Source organism: Rhizobium sp. RM, assembly GCF_013390595.1.
Taxonomy (GTDB): domain Bacteria; phylum Pseudomonadota; class Alphaproteobacteria; order Rhizobiales; family Rhizobiaceae; genus Agrobacterium.
Genome location: NZ_JACAWV010000002.1, coordinates 255,496 through 281,282 on the forward strand (window position 1 = coordinate 255,496; position 25,787 = coordinate 281,282).

Here is a 25,787-nt window from a genome sequence, read left to right on the forward strand (position 1 = left end):
CGCTGAAAAACACGGGCCGGATGTCGATCGACGACTTCCGGCACGAGGCGATGGCGGAAACGCCATCGACCAACATCGAATGTTTTGCCCGTGCGCGGGCAGGGGACAGCGGCAACCTCTGGGTTACCGCATCCCGCCAGACTGGTGGCAAGGGCCGCCGTGGCAGGCCTTGGGTTTCGGAACCCGGCAATCTCTACGCATCGCTTCTCCTCATCGATCCCGCGCCGATGGAGCATGTCGGCTCCCTGCCGCTCGCTTTCGCGCTGGCCGTATATCGCGCCGTTCGCTCTGTTCTGCCCACCGGCGGTGCGCCGCTCGAAATCAAGTGGCCGAACGACATCCTGATTGGCCGCAACAAGACCTGCGGTATTCTGATGGAAGCGGAAATTCTCCCCGATGGTCGCCGTGCGGTGGTGATCGGCATCGGGATCAATATCGCCCACAAACCCGATAATCCGCATTACCCTGTTACCATGCTGTCCGAGCATGGCGCTGCCTGCTCGCCGGACGAGCTCTTTGCGCATCTGTTTCGTGAGACGGCAGAGGTGTTGCAGGCCTGGGATCAGGGCAAAGGTGTCGCAGAAGTCATGACAGGCTGGCGCGCTGCCGCCTGTGGTATTGGTGAACGCATCACCGTGAATTTCCCGGACCGGTCTGTCGGCGGGCGTTTCGTCGGGATCGACGATCACGGTTATCTCTTGCTGGATGAGGACGATGGCCCAAGACGGGCAATTGCCGCCGGCGACGTATTTTTCGGGTAAGTGCCACGCGCTGCAACGGACGCGCCGTGCCTGCCCAAAAGGTTTGGAGTACCCCTGCTGCTCATGAAAAGCAGGGCGTCAGACCGGTTCCGCATCGGCCCGGTTGTCCTGACGCTTGATATGTCCGATGCTTTGACAATGGATACCGGGTTGCAGCCAGCCGCTGCGGCCCGCATGCCGTTATGAATGGACAAGAACAACAATGGCTACACAGGACGAACTCGTTTTCCTGCCGCTCGGCGGGGTCGGTGAAATCGGCATGAATCTGGCGCTTTACGGTTATGGACCGGCAAGCAAGCGCCAGTGGATCATGGTCGATTGCGGCGTTACCTTCGCCGGTCCCGATCTGCCGGGCGTCGATCTGGTGCTTCCCGATATCAGCTACATCGAGCAGCAGAAGAAAAACCTCAAGGGCATCATCATCACCCACGCCCACGAGGACCACTACGGCGCTCTGAACGACCTCTGGCCCGGCCTCAACGTGCCGGTCTATGCATCCGGCTTCACCGCCGGCATGCTCGAGGCTAAGCGCAACTATGAGGGTACACGCGCCGAAATTCCGATCACGCCGTTCAAGGCGGGCGACCGTATCAATGTCGGTCCGTTCGAAATCGAGGCTGTCGGCGTCAATCACTCTATTCCCGAGCCGATGTCGCTGGTCATCCGTACGCCGCTCGGCAATGTCATCCACACCGGTGACTGGAAGATCGACGAAGCGCCATCACTCGGGCCGTTGACGGACGAGGCACGGTTCCGCGCCATTGGTGAAGAAGGTGTCCTGGCGCTGCTTTGCGACAGCACCAACTCGGTTCGCGATGGTGTTTCGCCCTCCGAACATGAGGTGTCCGAAGGTTTGCGGCAGATCATCGAAAATGCCGAAGGACGTGTGGCTGTTACCACCTTCTCCTCCAACGTCGGCCGTATCCGTTCCATCGCCCAGGCGGCGGAGGCCGCAGGCCGCGAGGTGCTGCTGCTCGGCTCGTCCCTGAAGCGCGTCGTCAATGTCTCGCAGGACCTCGGCATCATGGAAGGCATCAAGCCATTCCTGGCCGAAGATGAGTACGGTTATATTCCGCGCGACAAGGTCGTGCTGATCCTGACCGGATCGCAGGGCGAACCGCGTGCCGCGCTTGCCAAGCTTTCTCGTGATGAAATGCGCAATGTCGCGCTTGCGTCTGGTGACACGGTCGTCTTTTCGTCCCGCGCCATTCCTGGCAATGAAAAGGCAATCATCGATATCAAAAACGGCCTGATCGAGCAGGGCATCCATATCGTGACCGATAACGAGGCGCTCGTGCACGTTTCCGGCCACCCGCGCCGCAACGAACTGCTGCGCATGTACGAATGGACCAAGCCGCAGATCGTCGTTCCGGTGCATGGCGAAGCCGCTCACCTGGTCGCCCAGAAGGAGCTTGCCGAGCAGGCTGGTATTCCGCAGGTACCGAAGGTCCGCAACGGCAACATTCTCCGCCTTGCGCCGGGTCCTGCAGAGGTCATCGACGATGCGCCGCATGGCCGTGTCTTCAAAGATGGCAAACTGATCGGCGACATGGACGAAATGGGCATAAGCGACCGCCGCAAGCTCTCCTTCGCTGGTCACGTCTCCGTCAATGTCGTGCTGGACAGCCGGTTCGATTTCATGGGAGACCCCGATGTCGTGCCGTTCGGCCTGCCGGAGTTCGATGACGAAGGCGAGGACATGGAAGACACGCTGTACGACGCCGTTCTCGGCGCCGTTGAAAGCATTCCGCGTGCCCGTCGCAAAGATCTCGAAATGGTACGCGAAGCGGTGCGTCGCGCCGTTCGTGCTGCGGCAAATCAGGCCTGGGGCAAAAAGCCGATCGTTACGGTCTTCCTCACAAAAGTCTGATCGGCATACCACGTTGGTGGGCAGGCTCCGTAACCGGGGCTTGCGAAAGAATGAGGTTGCATTCCGGTTTCCCGGTGAATGCGCTACAAGGATAAGCGGGATCAAACGCCGATTTGATCCCGCAGCACGTCGCGCAGAGCGGTGGTTTTGCGATAAACATATGCGCCAAAGAAAAATAGCGCGGCGCCGTTACCGTTTTCGGTTCCCGCCGTTTCGAAGTCTGGGAGGATATTCGTGCAGTGGCTTTCGGTTTTTGCCGTCTATTTCATCGTCTGGTGGACGGTTCTTTTCGTCGTTTTGCCGATTGGCCTGCGCACGCAGGCAGAAGATGGTGACGTTGCGCTCGGCACGGTCGCCAGCGCGCCAGCAAAATTCAGGGGGCTGCGCGTGCTGTTGATGACGACGGCGATTTCGGCATTTGTCTGCGGCATCTGGTACGGCGCATCCTGGTGGTTTGGTTTTACCCTGGATGATTTGCCACGCATCGTACCAGTCTACGACTGAAACCTGTCATATGGCTGTCATGAGTCTGGTGCTAGGAGGGTCGCCAAACTCGTTCGGTTGACAATCACAATTTTACCGGATTGATGAAACGCAATTTTGCGTTGTTTTGAAAAAAGCAAAAAAAAACAAGGCATTTCAGCCTTGTTTTTTAGGTTTCGCGTGATCTGTAACCGTTACCGGGGCAGCGAACTAGCGCGCCTAAGATCTGATCCTCCCAAGACTGACCGCGAAAACGACAAGAATTTAGACTTCTTGCCTCTTTTGTGAGCTAAAATTAGCCTAATCCCCCAGGCTTGTCATCTAATTTTTTGCATATTTGTTACAGTCGGCAAAAAATTCTCTGCGTTTCAATTTGTCGCACCCAATCAAGAATAATATTCCGATCAAAGCGTTTTGTGAGAACCGCGTGTCTCAAAATTGTCATGAAAACGCCCTGCGGCCCGTTTCAACGGCGGGTTTTCTTCTTCACCCGAAACGGTTATGTACGGCGCCAATATCCCTTTATTAGAGGCGATTCCCGCGTCAGTGGGCTCTCGCCAGATACAATGGAAGCCGTCATGCGTCTCAGCCGTTATTTTATGCCCATCCTGAAGGAAAATCCCAAGGAAGCGGAGATCGTTTCTCACCGTCTTATGTTGCGCGCAGGCATGATCCGGCAGCAGTCCGCCGGCATCTATTCCTGGCTGCCGCTCGGCAAGCGTGTGCTGGACAAGGTCAACGCGATCATCCGCGAAGAGCAGAATCGCTCCGGCGCCATCGAGCTTCTGATGCCGACCCTGCAGTCGGCCGAGCTGTGGCAGGAAAGCGGTCGTTATGACGACTACGGCAAGGAGATGCTGCGCATCAAGGACCGTCAGGATCGTCAGATGCTGTACGGCCCCACCAATGAGGAGATGATCACCGACATCTTCCGTTCCTACGTGAAGTCCTACAAGAACCTGCCGCTGAACCTCTACCACATTCAGCTCAAGTTCCGTGACGAGGTTCGTCCGCGTTTCGGCACCATGCGCTCGCGCGAGTTCCTGATGAAGGACGCCTATTCCTTCGATCTGACGAAGGAAGGCGCGATCCATTCCTATAACAAGATGTTCGTCGCCTATCTGCGTACGTTCGAGCGTCTGGGCCTGCGCGCCATTCCGATGCGCGCCGACACCGGCCCGATCGGCGGCAACCATAGCCACGAGTTCATCATTCTGGCCGATACCGGCGAGTCGGAAGTTTTCTGCCACAAGAGCTTCCTCGATCGCGCCATCCCGTCCGTCGATACGGATTTCGATGATGTGAACGCCCTGCAGGCCGTGTTCGACGAGTGGACGTCTGAATATGCCGCAACCTCGGAAATGCATGACGAAACGGCCTATGATGCGATCCCGGACGGCGAGCGGCTTTCCGCACGCGGTATTGAAGTCGGTCACATCTTCTACTTCGGCACCAAATATTCCGAGCCGATGGGCGCCAAGGTTCAGGGCGCAGATGGCAAGGAACACCTTGTCCACATGGGTTCTTATGGTATCGGCCCGACGCGCCTTGTTCCCGCCATCATTGAAGCCTCGCATGACGAGAACGGAATCATCTGGCCTGCTTCGGTCGCGCCTTTCGACGTCGTCGTCATCAACATGAAGTCTGGCGATGCCGCCTGCGATGCGGCCTGCGAAAAGCTTTATTATTCGCTCACCGCAGCGGGCAAGGATGTTCTCTACGACGACACGGACGACCGTGCGGGCCAGAAGTTTGCAACTGCCGACCTGATCGGCGTTCCGTTGCAGATCATCGTCGGTCCGCGTTCGGTTGCGAACGGCGAAGTCGAAGTCAAGAACCGCAGAACCGGCGAGCGCGAAACCGTTACGATCGAAGCTGCGATGAACAAGGTGCTTGGCTGAGAAGCCGGATCGAGGAGACGACATGGCAAAAGCCGAGGCTGACAAAAGTGCGGCAGCTTCCGTAAAGGAAACTGCCGCCCGGCCGTTTTCTGCGTTTGAACGCATGGTGGCCTGGCGCTACCTGCGTTCGCGGCGCAAGGAAGCATTCATTTCCGTCATCGCCGGCTTTTCCTTCGTTGGAATCATGCTGGGTGTGGCGACACTCATCATCGTCATGGCGGTGATGAACGGTTTCCGTACCGAGCTGATTTCCCGCATTCTCGGCATCAACGGTCACATGATCGTGCAGCCGATCGATACGCCTTTCAACAATTACGACGATCTGGCAAAGAAGTTCGGCGCCGTCCCGGGCGTCACCATGGCCCTGCCGCTGGTGGAGGGCCAGACGCTGGCCTCCGGCCGTGGCGGTGCAGGTTCCGGCGCTCTGGTGCGCGGCGTTCGCACCGAAGACATCGAGAAGATCAAGGAAGTCTCCTCCAACGTGAAGACGGGCGATCTCGTCGGTTTCATGTCGGGCGAGGGCGTTCTGGTCGGCTCCAGGCTCGCCTCACAGCTCGGCGTGACGGCAGGCGATGACATCACACTGATTTCGCCGGAAGGCGACGTGACGCCGATGGGCGTCAATCCGCGCGTCAAATCCTACAAGATCTCCGGCGTCTTCGAGATCGGCATGTCGGAATATGATGCGTCGATGATCTATATGCCGCTCAGCGAGGCGCAGCTCTATTTCAATGCCGAGGGCATCGTCCAGTCGATCGAGCTTTACGTCAGCCACCCCGACAATGTTGACGGCATCAGGCCGCTTGTCGAGCAGGCTGCCGAACGGCAGGTCTATATCACCGACTGGCGACAACGAAACCAGACCTTCTTCTCCGCCCTTCAGGTGGAACGAAACGTGATGTTCATGATCCTGACGCTGATCGTTCTGGTCGCGGCGCTGAACATCATTTCCGGTCTCATCATGCTGGTGAAGGACAAGGGCAGCGATATCGCCATCCTGCGCACCATGGGTGCGAGTTCAGGCTCGGTCATGCGCATCTTCTTCATGACTGGCGCGGCCATCGGTATCGTCGGCACCTTTGCCGGTGTGGCGCTTGGCATCCTTGTGTGTCTGAACGTGGAATCGATCCGCCAGTTCTTCTCCTGGGTGTCCGGTACCGTGCTCTTCGATCCGCAGCTTTATTTCCTCAGCCAGCTTCCGGCGGAAATGGATGTAAGCGAAACGATCTCCGTCATCATCATGGCGCTGACGCTGTCTTTCCTGGCAACCATCTTCCCTGCATGGCGGGCTTCCAAGCTCGATCCGGTTCAGGCTCTGCGTTACGAATAAGGACCGCTTCCCGATATGGCTAAAAAAACTGTGCTGCGGCTTACCGGCATCGAGCGGACCTACGGTCAGGGTGAAACCTCGCTGTCCATTCTGCGCAAGGCCGAATTTGAAATGAAGAGCGGCGAGATGGTAGCACTGGTCGCTCCATCCGGAACGGGCAAGTCGACCCTGCTGCATCTGGCTGGGCTGCTGGAACATTCCGATGCGGGCGAGGTCTTCATCAATGGCCAGCCCTGCAGCGATCTGGGTGACGAGGCCCGCACGGCAATCCGCCGAAGCGATATCGGCTTCGTCTATCAGTTCCATCACCTGCTGCCGGAGTTCACCGCGCTGGAGAACGTGATGATGCCGCAGTTGATCGCCGGTCTTTCGAACAAGGAAGCGGCAGCACGCGCCAGTGCGCTGCTCGACTACATGCGTGTAGGTCACCGCGCCGAACATCGCCCGGCCGAGCTGTCAGGCGGTGAGCAGCAACGTGTGGCGATTGCCCGCGCCGTGGCCAATGCGCCGCTGCTGCTGCTCGCTGACGAGCCTACCGGCAACCTCGATCCCGAGACGGCGCATTATGTGTTCGACGCGCTGGAGGCGCTGGTGCGCCAGTCCGGTCTTGCGGCGTTGATCGCCACCCACAATCACGAACTTGCTGCTCGTATGGATCGCCGTGTGACGCTGTCAGAAGGCAAGATCGTCGATTTCTGATCACGGCGGAAGCCTGGCGATTTTGGGCTGAGAGGAACATCCACTCAGCCGCTTTGTTCTCCACACCAGAATTTTTTCAACCCGAAGGCGCTTTCTGCACCTTCGGGTTTTTCGTTTTGGAGTCAAAGGCTTGCTTTGGAGGCAAGGGAACCCGGACTCGATTCTGCCGTTTGTACAAGACAGAAGCGGGCAAAAGCCTGTTGACAATGAAACAAAATGAGAACAAAGGTGGAACATAACGAGTAAGGAGAGACCAAATGACTGATTTCGTTCGTGACGTCGCCGCTTTCACCTCGATCGCCGTTTTTGTCGCTAGCTTTTCGATGATCCTCACTGCCCTCTGATGGCAGGCTTGAATTGGCTGGCTTGAATTCAAGCCTGAATATGTCCCTCTTGCCTGTGGACTTTACCGCCCGGAAGTTCGAAAATCGGCCGCGATTCAGAATGACGGGATGACGGAATGGGCGAGATGACTGCAAGCGGCGAAACCTCGGGCGAAAAACTGACGACGCCCGGTTTTGTCCATCTGCGGGTTCACTCCGCTTACTCCCTGCTTGAGGGGGCGCTTCCCCTCAAGAAGATCATGTCGAAGGCGGTGGCAGACGGCCAGCCGGCCATTGCCATCACCGATACGAACAACCTTTTCGTTGCGCTCGAGTTTTCCGAAAAGGCGCGTGATGAGGGTCTGCAGCCGATCATCGGCTGTCAGGTTTCCATCGACATGCAGGATGCGGTGGAAGACCGTCGCAACAACAATGCACATCTCGCAAAACTTCCTTCCATCGTGCTGCTTGCTGCCGATGCGCAAGGCTATGAGCGTCTGGTGGACCTCGTCAGCCGCGCTTACCTAGAAGGTGAGGGCAGCGGGCACCATGCGGTCAACATCTCCCGTGCCTGGCTGGAGGAAAGTTCCAATGCCGGCCTGATTGCCCTGACCGGTGCTTCGGGCGGCCCAATCGATATCGCCTTGCGGGAAGGTCATGCCGATCAGGCGAAAGACCGGCTGCTGACATTGAAGTCTCTGTTCGGTGACAGGCTCTATATCGAGCTGCAGCGGCAGGGCAATTTCGACCGTGCCCATGAACGGCGGATGATCGGTCTTGCCTTCGAGCACGAGGTTCCGCTGGTTGCCACCAACGAGGCGTTTTTCCCGTCGAAGGCCGACTATGAGGCGCATGACGCCCTGATGGCGGTGGCGCACAATGCCATCGTGTCCGATGACAGCCGTTTCCGCCTGACACCGGACCACTATCTGAAAAGCCGCGCCGAGATGATGGCGCTGTTCGCCGACGTTCCCGAGGCTCTGGAAAACACCGTCGAGATTGCGCTGCGCTGCTCCTACGTTCTGAAGAAGCGTGGACCGATTCTGCCGCGCTTTACCGGCGCCAGCGACGATCCGGAGGCGGCGGAACGCGCCGAGTCCGGCGAGCTTCGCCGTCAGGCCGTCGAAGGTCTGAATGATCGTCTGGCCGCACTCGGCATGGCGGCTGGTTATACGGAACAGGAGTACCGCGACAGGCTCGATTTCGAACTCGGCGTTATCGAACGCATGAAGTTTCCCGGCTACTTCCTGATCGTTGCCGACTTCATCAAATGGGCCAAGCAGCACGATATTCCCGTTGGTCCCGGCCGCGGTTCGGGTGCGGGCTCGCTCGTTGCCTACGCGCTGACGATCACCGACGTCGACCCCTTGCGTTTCTCGCTGCTGTTCGAGCGCTTCCTCAACCCGGAACGCGTATCGATGCCTGACTTCGATATCGACTTCTGCCAGGATCGTCGCGAAGAGGTGATCCGCTATGTGCAGCGGAAATATGGTCGCGAGCAGGTGGCGCAGATCATTACCTTCGGTTCGTTGCAGGCGCGCGCCGCGTTGCGCGACGTCGGCCGCGTGCTGGAAATGCCCTACGGCCAGGTCGACAAAATCTGTAAGCTGGTGCCGAACAATCCGGCAAATCCAACGCCCCTGTCGAAGGCGATTGAGGAAGAGCCGCGCCTGCAGGAAGAGGCCGACAAGGAACCGGTCGTTGCCCGCCTGCTGGATATCGCCCAGAAGATCGAAGGGCTTTATCGCCACGCATCGACCCACGCCGCCGGTATCGTTATTGGCGACAGGCCGCTGTCGCAGCTCGTGCCGATGTATCGCGATCCGCGTTCGGACATGCCCGTCACCCAGTTCAACATGAAGTGGGTGGAAAGCGCCGGTCTCGTCAAATTCGACTTCCTCGGCCTGAAAACACTCACGGTTCTGAAGGTCGCGGTGGATTTCGTCGCCAAGCGCGGCGTCAGTGTCGACCTTGCCGCGATCCCGCTCGATGATCCGAAAACCTATGAAATGCTGTCCCGCGGCGAGACCATCGGCGTCTTCCAGGTGGAAAGTGCGGGCATGCGCAAAGCCCTGATCGGCATGCGGCCCGACTGCATCGAGGACATCATTGCGCTGGTCGCCCTTTACCGTCCGGGCCCGATGGAAAACATTCCGGTCTACAACGCCCGTAAACACGGTGAGGAAGAGATCGAGTCGATCCATCCGACCATCGATCATCTCCTGAAGGAAACGCAGGGCGTTATCGTCTATCAGGAACAGGTGATGCAGATCGCCCAGGTTCTGTCCGGTTATTCGCTTGGCGAAGCCGATCTTCTGCGCCGCGCCATGGGTAAGAAGATCAAGGAGGAAATGGACAAGCAGCGCGAACGTTTCGTGGATGGCGCGATCAAGAATGGCGTATCGAAGGCTCAGTCCGATACGATCTTCGATCTTCTCGCCAAGTTCGCGAACTACGGCTTCAACAAGTCACACGCAGCCGCTTACGCTATCGTCTCCTACCAGACCGCCTACATGAAGGCGCACTATCCGGTCGAGTTCCTGGCTGCGTCGATGACGCTCGATATGGCCAACACGGAAAAGCTCAACGATTTCCGTCAGGATGCCGGTCGTCTTGGTATCGAGATCGTTGCACCATCGGTGCAGACCTCCTATCGCCAGTTCGAAACGGGTGAGAGCCGCATCTATTATTCGCTCGCCGCCATCAAGGGCGTCGGCGAGGGCGCGGTCGAACACATCGTTGCGGTGCGTGGTGACAAGCCGTTTTCGAGCCTTGAAGATTTCTGCCTGCGTATCGATCCCAAACAGATCAACCGGCGCGTACTGGAAAGCCTTATCAATGCCGGCGCCTTCGACTGCTTCGGCAAGGATCGAGCCGAACTGATTGGCGGTCTCGATCGCATCATGGGCTATTCGCAGCGCGCGCAGGAAAGCCGTGTCACCGGCCAGTCGGACATGTTCGGCTCTGGCGGCGCAAGCGGTCCGGAAAAGCTGGTTCTGCCGGCCTTCCAGCCCTGGCTTGCCTCGGAAAAGCTGCTGCGTGAATATCAGGTGCTCGGTTTTTACCTCACCGCGCATCCGCTCGATACCTATAAGCCCATTCTCGAAAAACTCCGGGTGCAGACCTTCGCGGATTTCTCCGGCGCGGTGAAACAGGGCGCGACAGCCGGGCGTCTGGCCGGCACCGTTACCGGCAAGCAGGAGCGCAAGACACGCACCGGCAACAAGATGGGTATCATCACCTTCTCGGATTCATCCGGCCAGTTTGAAGCCGTGCTGTTTTCCGAAGGTCTCGGGCAGTATCGTGACCTGCTCGAAGTCGGCAAGTCGCTGGTAATCACCGTTCAAGCCGAAGAGCGGCCGGAAGGCATCGGACTGCGTATCCAGACGGCGCAGTCGCTGGAGGAGAAATCCGTGCAGATGCAGAAGGCGCTGCGCGTTTACGTCCGTGATTCCGGTCCTTTGAAAACCGTAGCGCGCCACCTCAACACCAGAGGCGATGGCTCGGTGTATTTCATCGTCATCAAGGACGAGGGAAGCCGTGAGATCGAGGTGGAACTGACGGAGAAATACCGCATCTCGCCGGAAATCGCCGCCGCCTTGCGCTCGGCACCCGGCGTCGTGGACGTCGAACTGGTCTGATCCTGAAGGTTCAGACCGGCCCTTCCTTCGTCACCGTGATGAAATCCGTGCCTTGGCCCGTTTCCATCGCATGGCTGAGATCCGACACCGTGATCGAGCTTCCGGTCGACAGCTCTTCCTCGATCCTCTCACGGATGTCTTTCGGGATGTCGATGCGGTCGAGCACGGCGCTTAGCTGATCGAAACCGCCAGGTGCCTCTGCCTCGGTGATCCCAAGCCGTTTACGGGCTGCTGCCGGCAGGTGGTTTTCCAGCGTCATGCCGTTCCATTCGGCATGACCGCTGTCGCGATCGACAGAAACCGCCTCGAAGAAATGTGTGCCGAGCGCGATGTTGGGGTCCTTGATGTCGACGGGCGCTTCAAACAGCGGCTTGAAGTCCTGCCGCACCATGATCTGGCCACTTGGCGCGTGGTCTTCTCCGGCGGATTGGTAGAGTGCCCTGGTAAAGGCATCCGTCAGCAGCGGGCCGGTCGTTTTCATGCCCTTCCAGCGTTTGAAGCCATTGATGGCGCTGATGGTCATCTCGCCCGCGTAACCGTCGGCCGTGCCGGCATCAAAGCCGAGCCGGGTCAGAAGTGACTGGATATCCATGACTTTCTCTCGCTCGCCACGGCGGGTGATGAGAATGCGTAGCGGTGCGGACTGCTTTTCCCTGACCGCCGGCTTGATGGCGTTGGTGCGCTCGTTGACGGCAACCTCGACTGAACCAAGGGCGGTGTCGAATGTCGCCGGGCGCAGTTCTACGTCGGAAAGCAGCAGCTTGCCGTCATCGGAATCGTCGCGCGGCTGGAACAGGGCGGGATGCTGCACGAAGCGCAGCGAGACAGGTGCACCGGTGATGATCACATGAACACCGCGATCGGTCTGGCTAAACAGTGACTGAGCGAACTTGGAGGGCAACCGTACGCATCCGTGCGAGGCCGGATAGTTCGGCACCTTGCCTTCATGCAGTGCAATGCCGGACCATGTCAGCCGTTGCATGAACGGCATGGGCGCGGCCGAATAGATGTTGGACTCGTGATATTTGCGCTTTTCCAGAATGGAGAAGATGCCGCTTGGCGTTTCATGTCCCGCCTTGCCGCTCGAAATCTTCGAGGTGGCGATGATTTCACCATTCTCGTAAAGCGCCAGCGATTGCTCGCTTTTCGAGACGACGATCTGGAGCGATTTCTGGTCGGCAGCAAGAGCTGGAAAGGCAAGAATGCTGGCCGACAACATGCCGGTCAGGAGACGCAGGCGAAGGGACATGACGCAATACACCACATGTACAAAACTGCCTCTACTCAACCATGTTAAGTTTAAGGAAGTTTAAGGACGGCCTTGTCTGTGCCATCACGAGATTGTGTAAATGCTAAAATAACCCCGCATTTGTCGGCGCGGGCTGAATGCAGCCTCTATTTTCGGGTACCGAAGGTGTATCCGGTCTCGACGCTGCTCTTGCCGAATTTGTCCCGCAGCTTGTCCATGGCGGCTTCCGCCGCAGCACGTCGCCCTGCCAGCTTGTCGACGAGATCGGGCGGATCGGCCAGTGCCGCATCGCAAAGCTCGCTCACGCCAATTCCCAAGAGACGGAATTTGGTGCCGTCGGTTTCCTTTTCCATCAGCGACAGACCGATACGGAATATCCGGTCGGCAAGCTGGGTGGGATCATCGAGCTTGCGGTTGCGGGTGCGGATCTTGAAGTCTGACGTCTTCATTTTCAGAACGACGGTCTTGCCGGCGATGCCGTGCTTTTTCAGGCGGGCGGATACCTTTTCCGAAAGCGACCGTAAAATCGGCACCAGATCGTCATGGCGCGAGATATCGTTGAAGAACGTGGTTTCTGACGACACGCTCTTGGCGGCATCGTTGCTTTGCACATCGCGCTCGTCGATGCCGCGTGACAGGCGATAGAGCCGCTGTCCCATCGATCCGTAGCGGCGCATCAGGTCACCTTCTTCCATCTCCTGCAGTTGCGAGATCATGCGAATGCCATCCGCCTCCAGCGTTGCGGCAAAGGCCTTTCCGACGCCCCATATGGTCGTGACAGGCCGTGTGGCCAGAAAGGACAGGGCTTCGGCCTCACCAATTACCGAAAAACCGCGCGGCTTGCGCAGGTCAGACGCGACTTTGGCGAGGAACTTGCAGTAGGAGAGCCCGGCGGACACCGTCACGCCCACTTCCTTTTCCACGCGCTTGGCAAATTTCGCCAGCACGCGGGCGGGAGGATCGTGGTGCAATCTCTCGGTCCCGGACAGATCGAGAAATGCTTCATCGATGGAAAGTGGCTGCACCAGCGGCGTCAGCTCCTGCATCATGCTGCGGATCTGGCGACCGACCTGAACGTATTTCTCCATGTTCGGCTTGATGACCACGGCGTCGGGGCAGGCTTCCAGCGCCTTGAACATCGGCATGGCGGAGCGCACACCGTGGATACGGGCAATGTAACAGGCGGTAGACACCACGCCACGCTTGCCGCCGCCGATAATCACCGGCTTGTCGGCAAGATCGGGGTTGTCGCGTTTTTCAACGGACGCATAAAAGGCGTCGCAGTCGATATGGGCAATCGTCAATTGGTAGAGTTCGTCGTGATACAGCAGGCGAGGGCTGCCGCAGGCACGGCAACGCTTCAGCCCGGCAGGCTGGCCCGTCAGGCAGTCACGGCAGAAACCGGGATCATAAGCGTGCGACGTGGACATGGCCTGACAGCAAACCGAAGCCTAAACAAAACGGGAACGTCGCCAACCATAGCTTGCAAGCGATCTGCGCTCAAGCGCTGCGCCGTCAATACACACCGGAATCGAGGCCGGGGCCTGAAAAGTGGTGCCATGCCGCAGCAACCGTCTCAGGTGTTGTTTCCGTTGCTGCACAGAACGCCATCAGATCAGGTTCGTGGCTCATCAGGAAGTCGGTCAGCCCCGCCAGAAAGCCCGGGTCGTTCGACGCTTCGCGAAGCATATTGGCCTGCAATCCGCTCAGTGCCAGAAACCGCGAGAGCATGTCCGGCTCGTTTGCCAGCCAGCCAAGTATGGCGGCCGCCGTTTCTTGCGGATCTTTTTCGATGTTATCTTTGTTTTTGGTGTGTCGCAGCATTTCTCTTCCGAAGTTACCTATTTTGAAACCAAATCGCTTTAGCCTAGCGCGACAATTGGACGATGGAATCGGCTCTGAGGCAACTTATATGTCTTGATGAAGGTTTCAAAGCGGAGCGGGGACTGTTCGCCATGCCCAAACAGGTCATGATAGTCGAAGACAACGAGCTGAATATGAAGCTCTTTCGCGATCTGATCGAGGCATCGGGTTACACGACGATTCAGACGCGCAACGGCATGGAAGCGCTCGACCTCGCCCGCAAACACCGTCCCGATCTCATTCTGATGGACATTCAGCTTCCTGAGGTATCAGGTCTGGAGGTCACGAAATGGCTCAAGGAAGACGATGAGCTGCACGTTATCCCTGTCATCGCCGTTACCGCCTTTGCGATGAAAGGGGACGAGGAGCGTATTCGTCAGGGCGGTTGCGAGGCCTATGTCTCTAAGCCGATTTCCGTCCCGAAATTCATCGAGATCATCAAGACCTATCTTGGTGACGCGTAAGGCGGCTGGGGAAAACCATGACAGCGAGAGTTCTTGTCGTTGATGACATACCCGCAAACGTCAAGCTGCTTCAGGCGCGGCTTCTGGCGGAGTATTTCGACGTTGTCACAGCCGAAGACGGCTTCAAGGCGCTGGCCATCTGCGACAGCGAGCAGGTCGATATCATCCTTCTCGACATCATGATGCCGGGCATGGATGGCTTTGAAGTCTGCGAGCGGTTGAAGGCCAATCCGAACACGGCGCACATTCCGGTTGTCATGGTTACGGCGCTCGATCAGCCTTCCGACCGCGTGCGTGGCCTGAAAGCCGGCGCCGACGATTTCCTGACCAAGCCTGTCAACGACCTCCAGCTTATTGCCCGTGTCAAAAGCCTGGTGCGTCTCAAGTCCGTCAGCGACGAACTGCGCATGCGCGCCGAAACAGCACGGCAGATCGGTATGGAAGACCTGCTGCGCGGCGACAGCACGATGCAGACGCCAGGTCGTGTTCTGCTCGTCGATGGCCGTGCAAGCTCGCAGGAGCGCATCATCAGGGCGCTGAAGCCGGTTGCCGAGGTCGAGGTCATGAGCGATCCGCAAGCGGCCCTGTTCACGGCAGCGGAAAACCCTTTCGAACTGGTGATCGTCAACGCGAACTTCGACGACTACGATCCGCTTCGCCTGTGCTCGCAATTGCGGTCACTGGAGCGCACCCGCTTCCTGCCGCTTCTCCTGGTGGCGGAGCAGGGCGCTGACGATATGGTGGCGCGTGCGCTCGATCTTGGCGTCAACGACTACATCCTGCGCCCTATCGATCCCAATGAACTGGTCGCCCGCACGCTCACGCAGATCAAACGCAAGCGCTTCAACGACCATCTGCGCCGCAACCTGCAGCACACGATGGAGCTTGCTGTTGTCGATGGGCTGACTGGCCTCAACAACCGCCGTTACCTGGACAATCATCTCAAGATCCTCTTCGACCGCGCGGCAGCGCGTGGCCGGCCGATTTCGATCTGCATCACCGATATCGATCGCTTCAAGACAGTCAACGACACCTATGGCCACGACGTTGGCGATGAGGTGCTGCGTGAGTTCGCAGCCCGCATCCGCTCGGCTGTCCGTGGCGCCGATCTTGCCTGCCGGTATGGCGGGGAGGAATTTGTTGTGGTCATGCCGGATACGTCGATGGAACATGCCGTCGGCGTCGCCGAACGTCTGCGCGAGATTGTCGAAGGCGAGCCCTTCTATGTCCGCTCCATCGACCGTGAGCTGAGGATCACTGCATCGCTTGGCATCGCCACCAACAGCCCCTCGGTTGTTTTGCCGGATCAGCTTCTCAAGCAGGCTGACAAGGCTTTGTATGAAGCGAAGAATTCAGGCCGCAACCGGGTCGTTGCCGCTGCGGCTTAACCAGCCGATCACCATCTTTTGAGCCGGGTTGCTTTGTCTCCTGCGTTCTCCAGACGGAAAAGCCCGGTGCCGCAAGCTTTTGTGCGACTATAGCGTAAGTTGAAATTTAAAATAAATTCAATCGCATCGCGCAGTATTGTGTATCATACTGGTATATTTAACCATATCTTTCGACGGAAATGGGCTTCGCTTAAGAATTTGTTGATTTTTCTTTAGGTTCTGCGAAAATCTAAGCCAACGAAAAAGGATCTTTAAGGCGGCTTTTTTGCCGCGGATGAAGTGATGATTGCGGCGAAGACGCTGCAGAATATCGCTCATCAGGGGTCGTATTGCGTAGCTTAGAATACCCCATGATGCCAGGTCCGCCGCATCTCCTGAATCGTGGGGTCGGTCGGCCGGCGATGTTCGAATCGGTTCCTCGTGCCGTAATCACATCGTTGGCCGACCCCCTATTTCCCCGCTGACATCCACCCCATCTTCACCGACTGCTTTTGGCCTCTAGGCGCTTTCGCGTGCGCTCTGCGCAACAGTCACGGTTCGTTCGGCGCTGCACTGATTCTCGAGGCAGGTGATCAGGTGCACGCAGGCGGATGGCCTGTCGCGGCTTTGTGGCTCTATCTGCGGCGGGAGAGGGGTTCGCGTGGCCACAAACAAAAAACGCGCCCGGAGGGCGCGCTTTTGTCGGAATACCCGATCAAGGATTACTTGATCTTGGTTTCCTTGAATTCTACGTGCTTGCGTACAACCGGGTCGTACTTCGTCTTCGTCATCTTGTCCGTGAACGTACGGCTGTTCTTGGTGGTGACGTAGAAGGTACCGGTGTCGGCTGTCGACAGCAGCTTGATCTTGATTGTTGTAGCTTTCGCCATGGTCGTCCTGCCTTTAAACAAAAGAGAAGCCGCAGGCGCTTTCACCTCGGCTAAATCTGGCGCGAAACTACGTATCGCGCTCGAAAAGTCAAGTCTGTTTTGCCCGGAAAACAAAACGGACGACATAAAGCACGACGTAAAGACCGAAAAACATGGCAAGCGCCCAGGCAAAACCATCGGTGCCGGCAATGTCCATTGCAGCACCCACCGCCTGCGGCCCGCAGATCGTTCCCAGCGCGTAGCAGAAGATGAAAGCGGCATTGGCTGCCACCAGGTCAGCACCCGTCAGGCGCGAGCCCAGATGCGTCAGGCCAACTGTATACATGCCGGACACCAGGCCGCCCCAGAACAGCAGCAGACCGGCCACCAGCAACCAGCTATCCACCATCAATGGCAGCGCCAGCGTGCCGCCGACGCCGGCAAGCGCCATCAGGCCAAGCAGCGTGCGGCGATCCTTCATCCTGTCGGACATAAGGCCGATCGGGATCTGGAAGACCATGTTGCCGATGCCCATCACCGTCAGCAGCAGCGCCGCCTGCGATTCGTTGAAGCCTTCACGCGTGGCATAGATCGGAAAGAGCGAGAGACCGCCCGCCTGCACCGAGCCGAACACGAAGGCAGCGGCAGAGGCCATCGGCACGAGCCAGATGTAGCGTGCGAAATGGTGGTTTGGCCGTTCATCGAGCTCAGGGCTTTCGCCTCGCGCCATGTAGATCGGAATAGCCGCCAGAAGAATGATCGCGGCGCCTACGAGGAAGGGAAGAATACCCTCGCTGCCGACAGCCGAAAACAGCAGCGGCCCAACCGCAAACCCCACAGCAAGCCCGGTGGCATAAATGCCGAGCACCATGCCGCGCTTTTTCGGTGGCGCGGCCATGTTGATCCAGTATTCGGACAGGATGAACAGCGTCGTGGTCGCGCCGTGGAAAACGAGTCGCAGCGGAAACCACATCCAGAACGCATCGGCGAAATAGAAACCGAGGGCACTAAGCGCCGAAATCACCACCGCCACCAGCATGGTGCGTGCGACGCCGAAGTCGTGGGCGATTTTCGATGCCACAGGTGCCGCCATCATCGCCGCCACACCGGCCATGGCCGTGTTGACGCCAATCATCGTCGAGGAGATGCCGCGCTTTTCCAGAATGATGGACAACAGTGGCAGGCCGAGACCGATGGCCACACCGACCGCGCTGATGGAAGCAATGGCGGCGATCAGGGAAGGCCAGTGAATGGCGTCTTCTTCGCATTTCGTCTGTGACATAACGGCCTTTATACAAAGTCTCGAATGAACCGGCCGTGGCGCGTGAAGTAGAACCGCACGGGGCTTTCAAAGGGCAGTGAGGGATCACCTATCATAAGTTTTGTGACATCTTCGAGAACCGTGCGTGTGATCGTCGGCATGTTCAGACCGGAAAGCTCCGCCGTGTCAACCCATCGCACGTCGTGAAGCTCGTCCGAATCGCTGATCGCATCGATATCCACGTCGATTTCATCGGTAAAACCGCAAAAGAATCGCGTGTCGTAGCGGCGCGACAATCCCGGTGGCGTGATTGCCCGCGCCACGAAGCGCAGCGGCGACAGATTGGGGCCGGTGTTTTCCTTGCCAAGCCGGATACCGGTTTCCTCAGCCAGTTCGCGCACGGCAGCCAGCGCCAGAGCGCGCGCACCGGCAACGCTTAAACGGCGCGGCACGGATGCGGAAAGCTGCTCCAGGACACTCGGGTGCAGATCGCCGCAATAGGGAAGGGCATGGTCCTGTCGGTCACGCTTGCCGCCCGGAAAGACATAGGTGCTGGGCATGAAGACATGTGCCGCGCTGCGTTTGCCCATCAGCACGCGCAGCCCTCGGTTCGAGCGGTCGAACAGGAGAAGGGCAGCGGCGTCGCGTGGACGCAGCACAGCCGTCGTTCGGCCCGGGTCTGTGGTGGAATTCAGTGGCGTCACGCGACAGCCTAATGCGAGGAGCCGTCGATGACGGGTTTTGCCGGCCGGCTGTCGAAACCATGCATTCGAAGCGCCCATTGCAGGCCAACGACACCGCCCTTGATCGGCTGCAGTGTCAGAAGTGCCGCGAGAATGGTGATCGGCACCCAGATGGCGAAGTGAACCCACATCGGAACCTGCATGACGAGGTCGGTCATCATGAAACCGCCAACCGCGATGTGGCCGATGATGACGATGGAAATATAGGGCGGCAGATCGTCGGAGCGGTGGTGGTGCATTTCCTCGCCGCAGGCCGCACAATTGTCCACGGGCTTCAGCCAGGCACGGAACAGGCGTCCCGAGCCACAGGCCGGGCAGCGGTTCAACATGCCCCGCATGATCGAACGGCCAAGCGGCCGCTCCACACCTTTGTCGCCGAACGTCAGAATGTCGGAGCTGTGTTCATTACCCATGCTCGTTTCCTTCCCGTGGCGGTTCCTGCCGCCGTTTTATCGCCGCCGTCTTGGCGGGCGCGTTCCGGGCTTTGCCGCCACGCGCGATGTCCGCCGCCCCGCTTTATGAAACGACCGTGTGGCGACCGGCATCTTCCTTCCCTCGCTCAGCATATCGAAACGCAGGGCGCCCGCCAACGGTACCGCTTCGGCAAGACGTACCTGCACACTGTCGCCAAGCTGATAGCCGAGACCGGTCTTTTCACCCGTCAAGGCCTGATGCGCCTCGTCGTAAATGAAATAATCGGTTCCGAGCGTTGATATAGGTATGAAACCATCGGCACCAAACTGAGGCAGCGCTACAAAAAGTCCCGCCTTGGTGACACCGCCGATGCGACCCTCGAATTCCTCACCGACACGTTCGGACAGGTGATGGGCAATCAGGCGGTTGATGGTATCGCGCTCGGCTGCCATGGCGCGGCGCTCGAAGGTCGAGATTTCCGCTGCGATATCGTCGAGTGTCGCTTCTTCCTGCGGGGTGATGCCACCTTCGCCAAGGCCGAGGGAACCGACCAGCGCGCGATGCACGATCAGGTCGGCATAACGGCGGATCGGCGAGGTGAAGTGCGCGTATTTCATCAGGTTCAGGCCGAAGTGCCCGATGTTCTCAGGGCTGTAGATCGCCTGGCTCTGGGCGCGCAGCACCATCTCGTTGACCATGATCTGATGCGGCGTATCCAGCGCACGTGCCAGAATGCCATTAAAGGAGTTGGCGCGCATCGCCGCACCCTTGGCCATGGAAATACCGATGGTGCCCAGGAATTCGCGCAGCGTTTCCTGTTTGGAAAGCGTCGGCGCATCGTGCACGCGGTAGACAAGGCGCTGCTTTTTCTTTTCCAGCGTCTCGGCGGCGGCAACGTTTGCCTGGATCATCATTTCCTCGATCAGCTTGTGCGCATCGAGGCGTTCCGGAATAACGACCTTGTCCACGGTACCGTCGGGGCGAAGCAGGATCTTGCGCTCCGGCATGTCGAGTTCGAGCGGCTGGCGACGATCACGCCCGCGCTTCATCACCTCATAAGCGTGCCACAGCGGCTTGAGGATCGGCTCCAGCATTGGCCCGGTCTTGTCGTCCGGCTTGCCGTCGATTGCGGCCTGCGCCTGCTGGTAGGACAGCTTGGCAGCACTCTTCATCATGATGCGATGGAATGTGTGACCCGCTTTGCGGCCTTCCTTCGAAAAGATCATCCGCACCGCAAGGGCAGGGCGATCGACACCTTCCTTCAGCGAGCAGAGGTCGTTGGAAATGCGTTCGGGAAGCATCGGCACGACGCGATCCGGGAAATAAACTGAATTGCCGCGCTTCAGCGCTTCACGGTCCAGCGGCGCACCTGGGCGCACGTACCAGGAGACATCGGCAATCGCCACCGTCACGATCACGCCATCAGGGTTGTCGGGCGAAGGATCGGGCTCGGCATAAACCGCGTCGTCATGGTCCTTGGCATCGGCAGGGTCGATGGTGATCAGCGGCAGGTCACGCCAGTCTTCGCGGTGTGACATCGTCGCCGGCTTGGCATCGTCAGCCTCGGCCAGAACGTTCTGCGGGAAGATGTGCGGAATACCATGCGCATGGATTGCGATCATCGAGATCGCCTTTTCGGATGCTACCGAACCGACGACAGACAGAACCTTTGCTCGCGTCAGGCCATAACGCCCGCTGTTGCGCGAGGTTTCGACCTCGATCAGATCGCCGTCCTTGGCCTCGCCTACGCCATCGGGGTCGATGACCATTTCCTCGCCGCGCCGGTCGATCGGCATCAGGCGACCGCCGCCGCCAGGCGACAGCTTGAATACGCCGAGAAGTGCACCCTGTCTGCGGTCGAGAATCTTGACGACACGCGCCGTATAGGCCGGGCCACCGCGTTCCTTGGCTGGAAAGATCTTTGCCAGAACCCGGTCGTTGAGACCGGCGGTCGGCGCCTTCTTGCCGCGATCCTGCGACGACTGGCGGATCAGAACGGCAGGGGCTGCGCCCAGATCATCCGGCCACTCCGCTGGCCGACCGATCAATTCGCCGTCCTTGTCGCGGGTGGTGATATCGAGAACCGTGACAGGCGGCAGGCCGCCCGGTCGAACCAGCGACTTGCGGCTCTTCTGCACCATGCCGTCGCCTTCCAGCTCCTTCAGCACTGCTTTCAGCAGCACGCGGTTTTCACCCTTCAGCCCGAAAGCCTTGGCGATTTCACGCTTGGAAGCCTGTTGCGGATGGTCGGCAATGAATTTCAGCAGCACTTCGCGGGAAGGCACCTCACCGTGGATGATGCCTTCACCTTCGTTGACGCGCTTGGATCGCGCAGTGCGTCCGAAACCGTCCTTAGCCGAATCCTGTCCCTGACGCGGCGCTTTGCTCACGATTCTGCCTTCTTCGATTTTGCTGCGGCCTTCGGCTTGGCAGCGGATTTGGCCTTGGTGGCCGTTTTTGCTTTGGTCGCCTTCGGCTTGGCTGTCGTGTCACCATCCGCAGACTTTGCAGTCGTCTTCTTGGCCTTCGCAGGCTTGCCGGTGCCGGTCTTGGCGATGCGCTCGGCAATCAGCACCAGCGCTTCCTCCAGCGTCACGCTGTCAGGCGCCTGAGCCTTCGGAATGGTGGCGTTGACCTTGCCCCAGTTGACGTAGGGACCGAAACGTCCGTCACGCACGGTAATCGCGCCACCATCGGGGTGATCGCCAAGCGTTTTCAGCGCGGCAGGCGTGGAGGATCGGCCACGGCCCGGTGCCGCCTTCTTCTCGGCAATCACCGTAACCGCACGGTTGAGGCCGATCGAGAACACGTCCTCGACGCTCTCTAGGTTGGCGTAACCGCCGTCATGCAGCAGGAACGGGCCATAGCGGCCGATACCGGCGGAAATCATCTTGCCGGTTTCCGGATGCTGACCGATGTCGCGCGGCAGGTTGATCAGCGCCAGAGCCTTTTCGTGGTCGATCTCTTCCGGCTTCCAGCCCTTGGGCAGCGATGCGCGCTTGGCATCCTTGCCGTCGCCACGCTGGATGTAAGGTCCGAAGCGACCGGAACGCAGCGTGAGTTCCTCGCCGGTCATCGGGTCTGCGCCCAATGCCTTCGGCTCGTTCAGCGCTGCAGCTTCCGCTTCCGCACCGTCAGAGTTGAGCTGGCGGGTGAAGTTGCATTCCGGATAGTTCGAGCAGCCGACGAAGGCGCCATACTTGCCGAGTTTCAGCGAGAGGTTGCCGGTGCCGCAAACCTGGCAGATGCGCGGGTCGGAACCGTCTTCGCGCTTGGGGAATACCAGCGGTGCCAGAACCTCGTTCAGCGCGTCGAGAACGTTGGTGACACGCAGTTCCTTGGTGTCTTCAATCTGCGCGAAGAAGTCCGTCCAGAAATCGCGAAGAACCTGCTTCCAGTCCAGTTCACCGGCGGAAATGCGGTCGAGCTTTTCCTCCAGAGCAGCGGTGAAGTCGTATTCGACGTATTTCGTGAAGAAGCTTTCCAGGAACGCCGTCACCAGACGTCCACGCGAATGCGGGATCAGCTTGCGCTTGTCGACGATGATGTATTCACGGTCACTCAGCGTCTTCAGTGTCGCCGCATAGGTGGAAGGACGGCCGATGCCGAGCTCTTCCATTTTCTTGATGAGGGATGCTTCCGAATAGCGCGGTGGCGGTTCGGTGAAGTGCTGGCTGGCGTTGATCTTCTGCTTGGCGAGGTTCTCGCGTGCATTGATCTCCGGCAGACGGCCTTCGTCGTCACCGTCGTCGCTCTGTTCGCCATCTTCCTTCTGGTCGGTATAGGCAGCGATGAAACCGTCGAAACGGATCACCGAACCAACCGCACGTAGACCGGCCTGCTCGCCCTTGTTGTCGGCCAGAATTTCAACCGTGGTGCGCTCGATTTCTGCCGATGCCATCTGGCTGGCGATGCCACGCTTCCAGATCAGATCGTAGAGACGGAACTGATCGGGATCGAGGAAACGCTTCACCTGATCCGGCGTACGGTTGAAATCGGTCGGACGGATCGCCTCGTGCGCTTCCTGGGCGTTCTTGGCCTTGGTGGAATAGAAGCGGGCCTTTTCCGGCACGTAACGGCTGCCGAACTGCTCACCGATGGCGCTGCGCGCCGCATCGATCGCTTCCGGCGCCATCTGCACGCCGTCGGTACGCATATAGGTGATCAGACCGACAGTCTCGCCGCCGATGTCGATACCTTCATAAAGCTTCTGCGCCACCTGCATGGTGCGCGAGGCGGAAAAGCTCATGCGCGACGACGCGGCCTGCTGCAGCGTCGAAGTGGTGAAGGGCGGGCCGGGATTGCGCTTGACCGGCTTTGCCTCGACCGTGTCGACCAGATAGGTCGCACCATCGAGCAGCGCCTTCAGGCGGTTGGCGTCATCGCCCGTCTTGATCGACTTGCCCTGAAGGCGTTTGCCGTCGGCAGAAACCAGCTTGGCTTCGAATTCGTCGCCGCGCGGTGTCTTCAGCAGGGCGGAAAGGTTCCAGTATTCTTCCGAGACGAAACGCTCGATTTCGGACTCGCGATCGCAGACGAGACGCAGCGCCACCGACTGCACACGTCCAGCCGAGCGTGCGCCCGGCAGCTTGCGCCACAGCACCGGCGAAAGATTGAAGCCAACGAGATAGTCGAGTGCGCGGCGCGCCAGATAGGCGTCCACCAGCGGCACGTCGATGTCGCGCGGATTGGCCATCGCATCCAGCACCGCCTTCTTGGTGATGGCGTTGAACACCACGCGCTTGACGGGCTTGTCGCCGATCACCTTCTTCTTTTTCAGAAGATCGAGAACGTGCCAGGAAATCGCTTCGCCTTCGCGATCAGGGTCGGTTGCCAGAAACAGTCCGTCGGAGGATTTGACCGCGTCGGCAATGTCCTTCATGCGCTTCTGCGAGGCAGGGTCAACCTCCCAGGACATTTCAAAGTCCTGGTCGGGCAGCACCGAGCCGTCCTTGGCAGGAAGGTCGCGAACATGGCCAAAGGATGCAAGAACCTTGTAGCCCGAACCAAGATACTTGTTGATAGTCTTGGCTTTGGCCGGAGATTCTACGACGACGACATTCATATTTTTTTCTCTGGGAACGGGTCCGTTAGTGTGTGCCCGGTGCATTGGCGTACTGCAGCAAGGCTTCCTTATATTTCGACATGGACAGGTAATGCGCGCTGGTCAAGAGGCAAGGGCGATTTTCTCATATCGGCACGAATGCAGCCGATGGGTTATTTTTGCCGGATTCGCAACTTCGGGTCATCGATCCCCGGTTGCATGATGCCTGTGACGACACCCGAGATCCTGTCTTCGTGGTGGCTGGCTGACACATATATGGTGTCGCGTGGCGATGGCGCAATCCGCAGATATCAACGACGTCGGCAATCACTCGGCCATGATAAGGGAAACCTGGCCGCCGGCGTGGCGGTTCAGTCGCCCGGCAATATCCAGTTCCAGCAGCACCATATGCACCGTCGCTGCGGAAAGACCCGTATGCCTGATGACATCATCGGTTTCGACCGGCGAGGGGCCAATGGCTGCGGCAATCATCTCGCGCTGATTGTCTGCGGGTGGTGACATGTCCGCGTCGCGAGACGGTTCCTCGACCGTGCGGCCAAGCGGCAGGCCGGGTTCGACAAGCGGTTGCAGCGCATCCAGAACGTCGGCGGCGCCTGTTGTCAGCATCGCGCCCTCCTTGATCAGCCGGTTCGTGCCCTGGCAGCGCGGGTCGAGTGGCGACCCCGGCACGGCAAAGACCAGACGGCCCGCTTCGCCGGCAAGCCGGGCAGTGATCAGGGAGCCGGAGCGTTCGGCGGCCTCGACGATGACGACACCGAGCGAGACACCGGCAATCAGCCGGTTGCGGCGGGGAAAATCCCGGGCGCGCGGCTCCCAGCCGAAGGGCATTTCGCTGATGGTCGCGCCACCCTGTTCATAGATCTGCTGCAACAGACCGAAATTTTCCTGCGGGTAGGGGCGATCGAGCCCGCCTGCCAGCATGGCCACAGTGCCGCTCGCAAGACTGGCGCGGTGTGCGGCGGCATCGATGCCACGCGCCAGACCGGATGCGATGGTATAACCGGCGCGCCCGCATTCGTGCGCCAGCATGGCGGCGAATTTCGCGCCGTTGATCGAGGCGTTGCGGGAGCCGACGATGCCGATGGAGGGGCGTATCGCGGCCGTAGCCGATCCCTTCATGGCAATCAGCGGCGGGGCGCCATCCACATGTCGCAGGGCGGGCGGATAATCCGGCTCGCCGATGCCGACGAAGCGGGCGCCGAAGCGCTCTGCCGCCTCGATTTCCTGCTCGGCTTCCGCCTGCGTGGCGATACGCACATTGCGTGCCGCGCCGCCGCGCCGGGACAATTCCGGCAGGGCATCCAGCGCTTTTTCGGCACTGCCATAGTGATTGATGAGTTCGCGAAAGGTGACGGGACCGATATTGTCGCTGCGGATCAGTCGCAGCCAGGCGATCTTTTGCCGTTCGGAAAGCGCCATGCCTTGCCGTTTCGTCCCGTCATGCGGCATCAAACGCCCCCGAAAGAGGGCGTAAGACCTGTCGT

General features: G+C 59.2%; 19 protein-coding genes. 9 read left to right on the forward strand and 10 right to left on the reverse strand.

The annotated features are described in order from the left end of the window. Positions 1 to 20 precede the first annotated feature (20 nt). The 7 genes from HWX89_RS01370 to dnaE all read left to right on the forward strand — a co-directional run bounded on the left by HWX89_RS01370 (position 21) and on the right by dnaE (position 11,008). Complete coding sequence (locus HWX89_RS01370) at positions 21 to 761, forward strand: biotin--[acetyl-CoA-carboxylase] ligase (protein ID WP_178340590.1); 741 nt, start codon at positions 21 to 23, stop codon at positions 759 to 761. A 202-nt stretch (positions 762 to 963) separates the two neighbouring features. Beyond that, positions 964 to 2,631, forward strand: a complete 1,668-nt coding sequence (locus tag HWX89_RS01375) for a ribonuclease J (RefSeq protein WP_138795553.1) — start codon at positions 964 to 966, stop codon at positions 2,629 to 2,631. Between the two features lie 234 nt (positions 2,632 to 2,865). Beyond that, the gene (locus HWX89_RS01380) at positions 2,866 to 3,135 is read left to right on the forward strand and encodes a DUF1467 family protein (protein WP_138795552.1); all 270 of its coding nucleotides are present in this window, start codon (positions 2,866 to 2,868) and stop codon (positions 3,133 to 3,135) included. A 557-nt stretch (positions 3,136 to 3,692) separates the two neighbouring features. Continuing rightward, complete coding sequence (gene proS, locus HWX89_RS01385; RefSeq protein ID WP_138795551.1) at positions 3,693 to 5,015, forward strand: proline--tRNA ligase; 1,323 nt, start codon at positions 3,693 to 3,695, stop codon at positions 5,013 to 5,015. Positions 5,016 to 5,037: 22 nt separating this feature from the next. Continuing rightward, positions 5,038 to 6,345 (forward strand): lipoprotein-releasing ABC transporter permease subunit, encoded by a 1,308-nt coding sequence (locus tag HWX89_RS01390; RefSeq protein ID WP_138795550.1) that lies wholly within the window; start codon positions 5,038 to 5,040, stop codon positions 6,343 to 6,345. Between the two features lie 15 nt (positions 6,346 to 6,360). Then, positions 6,361 to 7,044: an ABC transporter ATP-binding protein gene (locus HWX89_RS01395; RefSeq protein WP_138795549.1), complete on the forward strand. Its 684-nt coding sequence runs from the start codon at positions 6,361 to 6,363 to the stop codon at positions 7,042 to 7,044. A 460-nt stretch (positions 7,045 to 7,504) separates the two neighbouring features. Further along, positions 7,505 to 11,008, forward strand: coding sequence for a DNA polymerase III subunit alpha (gene dnaE / locus HWX89_RS01400; protein WP_422646287.1), 3,504 nt, complete (start codon positions 7,505 to 7,507; stop codon positions 11,006 to 11,008). A 10-nt stretch (positions 11,009 to 11,018) separates the two neighbouring features. Here dnaE and HWX89_RS01405 read toward each other — a convergent pair whose 3' ends face one another. The 3 genes from HWX89_RS01405 to HWX89_RS01415 form a co-directional block, all read right to left on the reverse strand. Next, positions 11,019 to 12,257 (reverse strand): L,D-transpeptidase family protein, encoded by a 1,239-nt coding sequence (locus HWX89_RS01405; protein ID WP_138795548.1) that lies wholly within the window; start codon positions 12,255 to 12,257, stop codon positions 11,019 to 11,021. Between the two features lie 146 nt (positions 12,258 to 12,403). After that, entirely contained in the window at positions 12,404 to 13,687 is a 1,284-nt protein-coding gene (locus tag HWX89_RS01410) for a DNA polymerase IV (protein WP_138795547.1), read from the reverse strand. 85 nt (positions 13,688 to 13,772) lie between these two features. Further along, a complete protein-coding gene (locus HWX89_RS01415; protein ID WP_138795546.1) occupies positions 13,773 to 14,081 on the reverse strand; it encodes a DUF3572 domain-containing protein in 309 nt (102 codons plus the stop codon). Positions 14,082 to 14,212: 131 nt separating this feature from the next. Here HWX89_RS01415 and HWX89_RS01420 point away from each other — a divergent pair, with 131 nt between their 5' ends. After that, complete coding sequence (locus HWX89_RS01420; protein WP_003496409.1) at positions 14,213 to 14,584, forward strand: response regulator; 372 nt, start codon at positions 14,213 to 14,215, stop codon at positions 14,582 to 14,584. Between the two features lie 17 nt (positions 14,585 to 14,601). Then, positions 14,602 to 15,972, forward strand: coding sequence for a PleD family two-component system response regulator (locus tag HWX89_RS01425; protein WP_138795545.1), 1,371 nt, complete (start codon positions 14,602 to 14,604; stop codon positions 15,970 to 15,972). Positions 15,973 to 16,673: 701 nt separating this feature from the next. Here the strand turns inward: HWX89_RS01425 and rpmG are convergent. The 7 genes from rpmG to dprA all read right to left on the reverse strand — a co-directional run bounded on the left by rpmG (position 16,674) and on the right by dprA (position 25,752). Then, positions 16,674 to 16,841 (reverse strand): 50S ribosomal protein L33, encoded by a 168-nt coding sequence (gene rpmG, locus HWX89_RS01430; RefSeq protein WP_003496403.1) that lies wholly within the window; start codon positions 16,839 to 16,841, stop codon positions 16,674 to 16,676. Between the two features lie 88 nt (positions 16,842 to 16,929). Further along, positions 16,930 to 18,102 carry an MFS transporter gene (locus tag HWX89_RS01435; RefSeq protein ID WP_138795544.1) on the reverse strand — a complete coding sequence of 391 codons (1,173 nt, stop codon included), beginning with the start codon at positions 18,100 to 18,102 and terminating at the stop codon, positions 16,930 to 16,932. 8 nt (positions 18,103 to 18,110) lie between these two features. Next, positions 18,111 to 18,737, reverse strand: coding sequence for an NUDIX hydrolase (locus HWX89_RS01440; RefSeq protein WP_246705077.1), 627 nt, complete (start codon positions 18,735 to 18,737; stop codon positions 18,111 to 18,113). A 56-nt stretch (positions 18,738 to 18,793) separates the two neighbouring features. Further along, positions 18,794 to 19,237, reverse strand: coding sequence for a DUF983 domain-containing protein (locus tag HWX89_RS01445; RefSeq protein WP_138795542.1), 444 nt, complete (start codon positions 19,235 to 19,237; stop codon positions 18,794 to 18,796). A gap of 36 nt (positions 19,238 to 19,273) precedes the next feature. Continuing rightward, positions 19,274 to 21,628: a ribonuclease R gene (gene rnr / locus HWX89_RS01450; protein ID WP_138795541.1), complete on the reverse strand. Its 2,355-nt coding sequence runs from the start codon at positions 21,626 to 21,628 to the stop codon at positions 19,274 to 19,276. Then, a complete protein-coding gene (gene topA / locus HWX89_RS01455; RefSeq protein ID WP_138795540.1) occupies positions 21,625 to 24,303 on the reverse strand; it encodes a type I DNA topoisomerase in 2,679 nt (892 codons plus the stop codon). The genes rnr and topA overlap by 4 nt, the downstream gene beginning before the upstream one ends. Before the next feature lie 306 nt (positions 24,304 to 24,609). Further along, positions 24,610 to 25,752, reverse strand: coding sequence for a DNA-processing protein DprA (gene dprA, locus HWX89_RS01460; RefSeq protein ID WP_138795539.1), 1,143 nt, complete (start codon positions 25,750 to 25,752; stop codon positions 24,610 to 24,612). Positions 25,753 to 25,787: the final 35 nt, after the last annotated feature.

What these genes read in the sequence shown, in the direction of transcription:
- HWX89_RS01370 (WP_178340590.1), top strand. Translation starts at nt 21, where the DNA reads ATGTCGATCGACGACTTCCGGCACGAGGCGATGGCGGAAACGCCATCG.
- HWX89_RS01375 (WP_138795553.1), top strand. Translation starts at nt 964, where the DNA reads ATGGCTACACAGGACGAACTCGTTTTCCTGCCGCTCGGCGGGGTCGGT.
- proS (WP_138795551.1), top strand. Translation starts at nt 3,693, where the DNA reads ATGCGTCTCAGCCGTTATTTTATGCCCATCCTGAAGGAAAATCCCAAG.
- HWX89_RS01390 (WP_138795550.1), top strand. Translation starts at nt 5,038, where the DNA reads ATGGCAAAAGCCGAGGCTGACAAAAGTGCGGCAGCTTCCGTAAAGGAA.
- HWX89_RS01395 (WP_138795549.1), top strand. Translation starts at nt 6,361, where the DNA reads ATGGCTAAAAAAACTGTGCTGCGGCTTACCGGCATCGAGCGGACCTAC.
- dnaE (WP_422646287.1), top strand. Translation starts at nt 7,505, where the DNA reads ATGGGCGAGATGACTGCAAGCGGCGAAACCTCGGGCGAAAAACTGACG.
- HWX89_RS01405 (WP_138795548.1), bottom strand. Translation starts at nt 12,257, where the DNA reads ATGTCCCTTCGCCTGCGTCTCCTGACCGGCATGTTGTCGGCCAGCATT.
- HWX89_RS01410 (WP_138795547.1), bottom strand. Translation starts at nt 13,687, where the DNA reads ATGTCCACGTCGCACGCTTATGATCCCGGTTTCTGCCGTGACTGCCTG.
- HWX89_RS01415 (WP_138795546.1), bottom strand. Translation starts at nt 14,081, where the DNA reads ATGCTGCGACACACCAAAAACAAAGATAACATCGAAAAAGATCCGCAA.
- HWX89_RS01420 (WP_003496409.1), top strand. Translation starts at nt 14,213, where the DNA reads ATGCCCAAACAGGTCATGATAGTCGAAGACAACGAGCTGAATATGAAG.
- HWX89_RS01425 (WP_138795545.1), top strand. Translation starts at nt 14,602, where the DNA reads ATGACAGCGAGAGTTCTTGTCGTTGATGACATACCCGCAAACGTCAAG.
- rpmG (WP_003496403.1), bottom strand. Translation starts at nt 16,841, where the DNA reads ATGGCGAAAGCTACAACAATCAAGATCAAGCTGCTGTCGACAGCCGAC.
- HWX89_RS01435 (WP_138795544.1), bottom strand. Translation starts at nt 18,102, where the DNA reads ATGTCACAGACGAAATGCGAAGAAGACGCCATTCACTGGCCTTCCCTG.
- HWX89_RS01445 (WP_138795542.1), bottom strand. Translation starts at nt 19,237, where the DNA reads ATGGGTAATGAACACAGCTCCGACATTCTGACGTTCGGCGACAAAGGT.
- topA (WP_138795540.1), bottom strand. Translation starts at nt 24,303, where the DNA reads ATGAATGTCGTCGTCGTAGAATCTCCGGCCAAAGCCAAGACTATCAAC.
- dprA (WP_138795539.1), bottom strand. Translation starts at nt 25,752, where the DNA reads ATGCCGCATGACGGGACGAAACGGCAAGGCATGGCGCTTTCCGAACGG.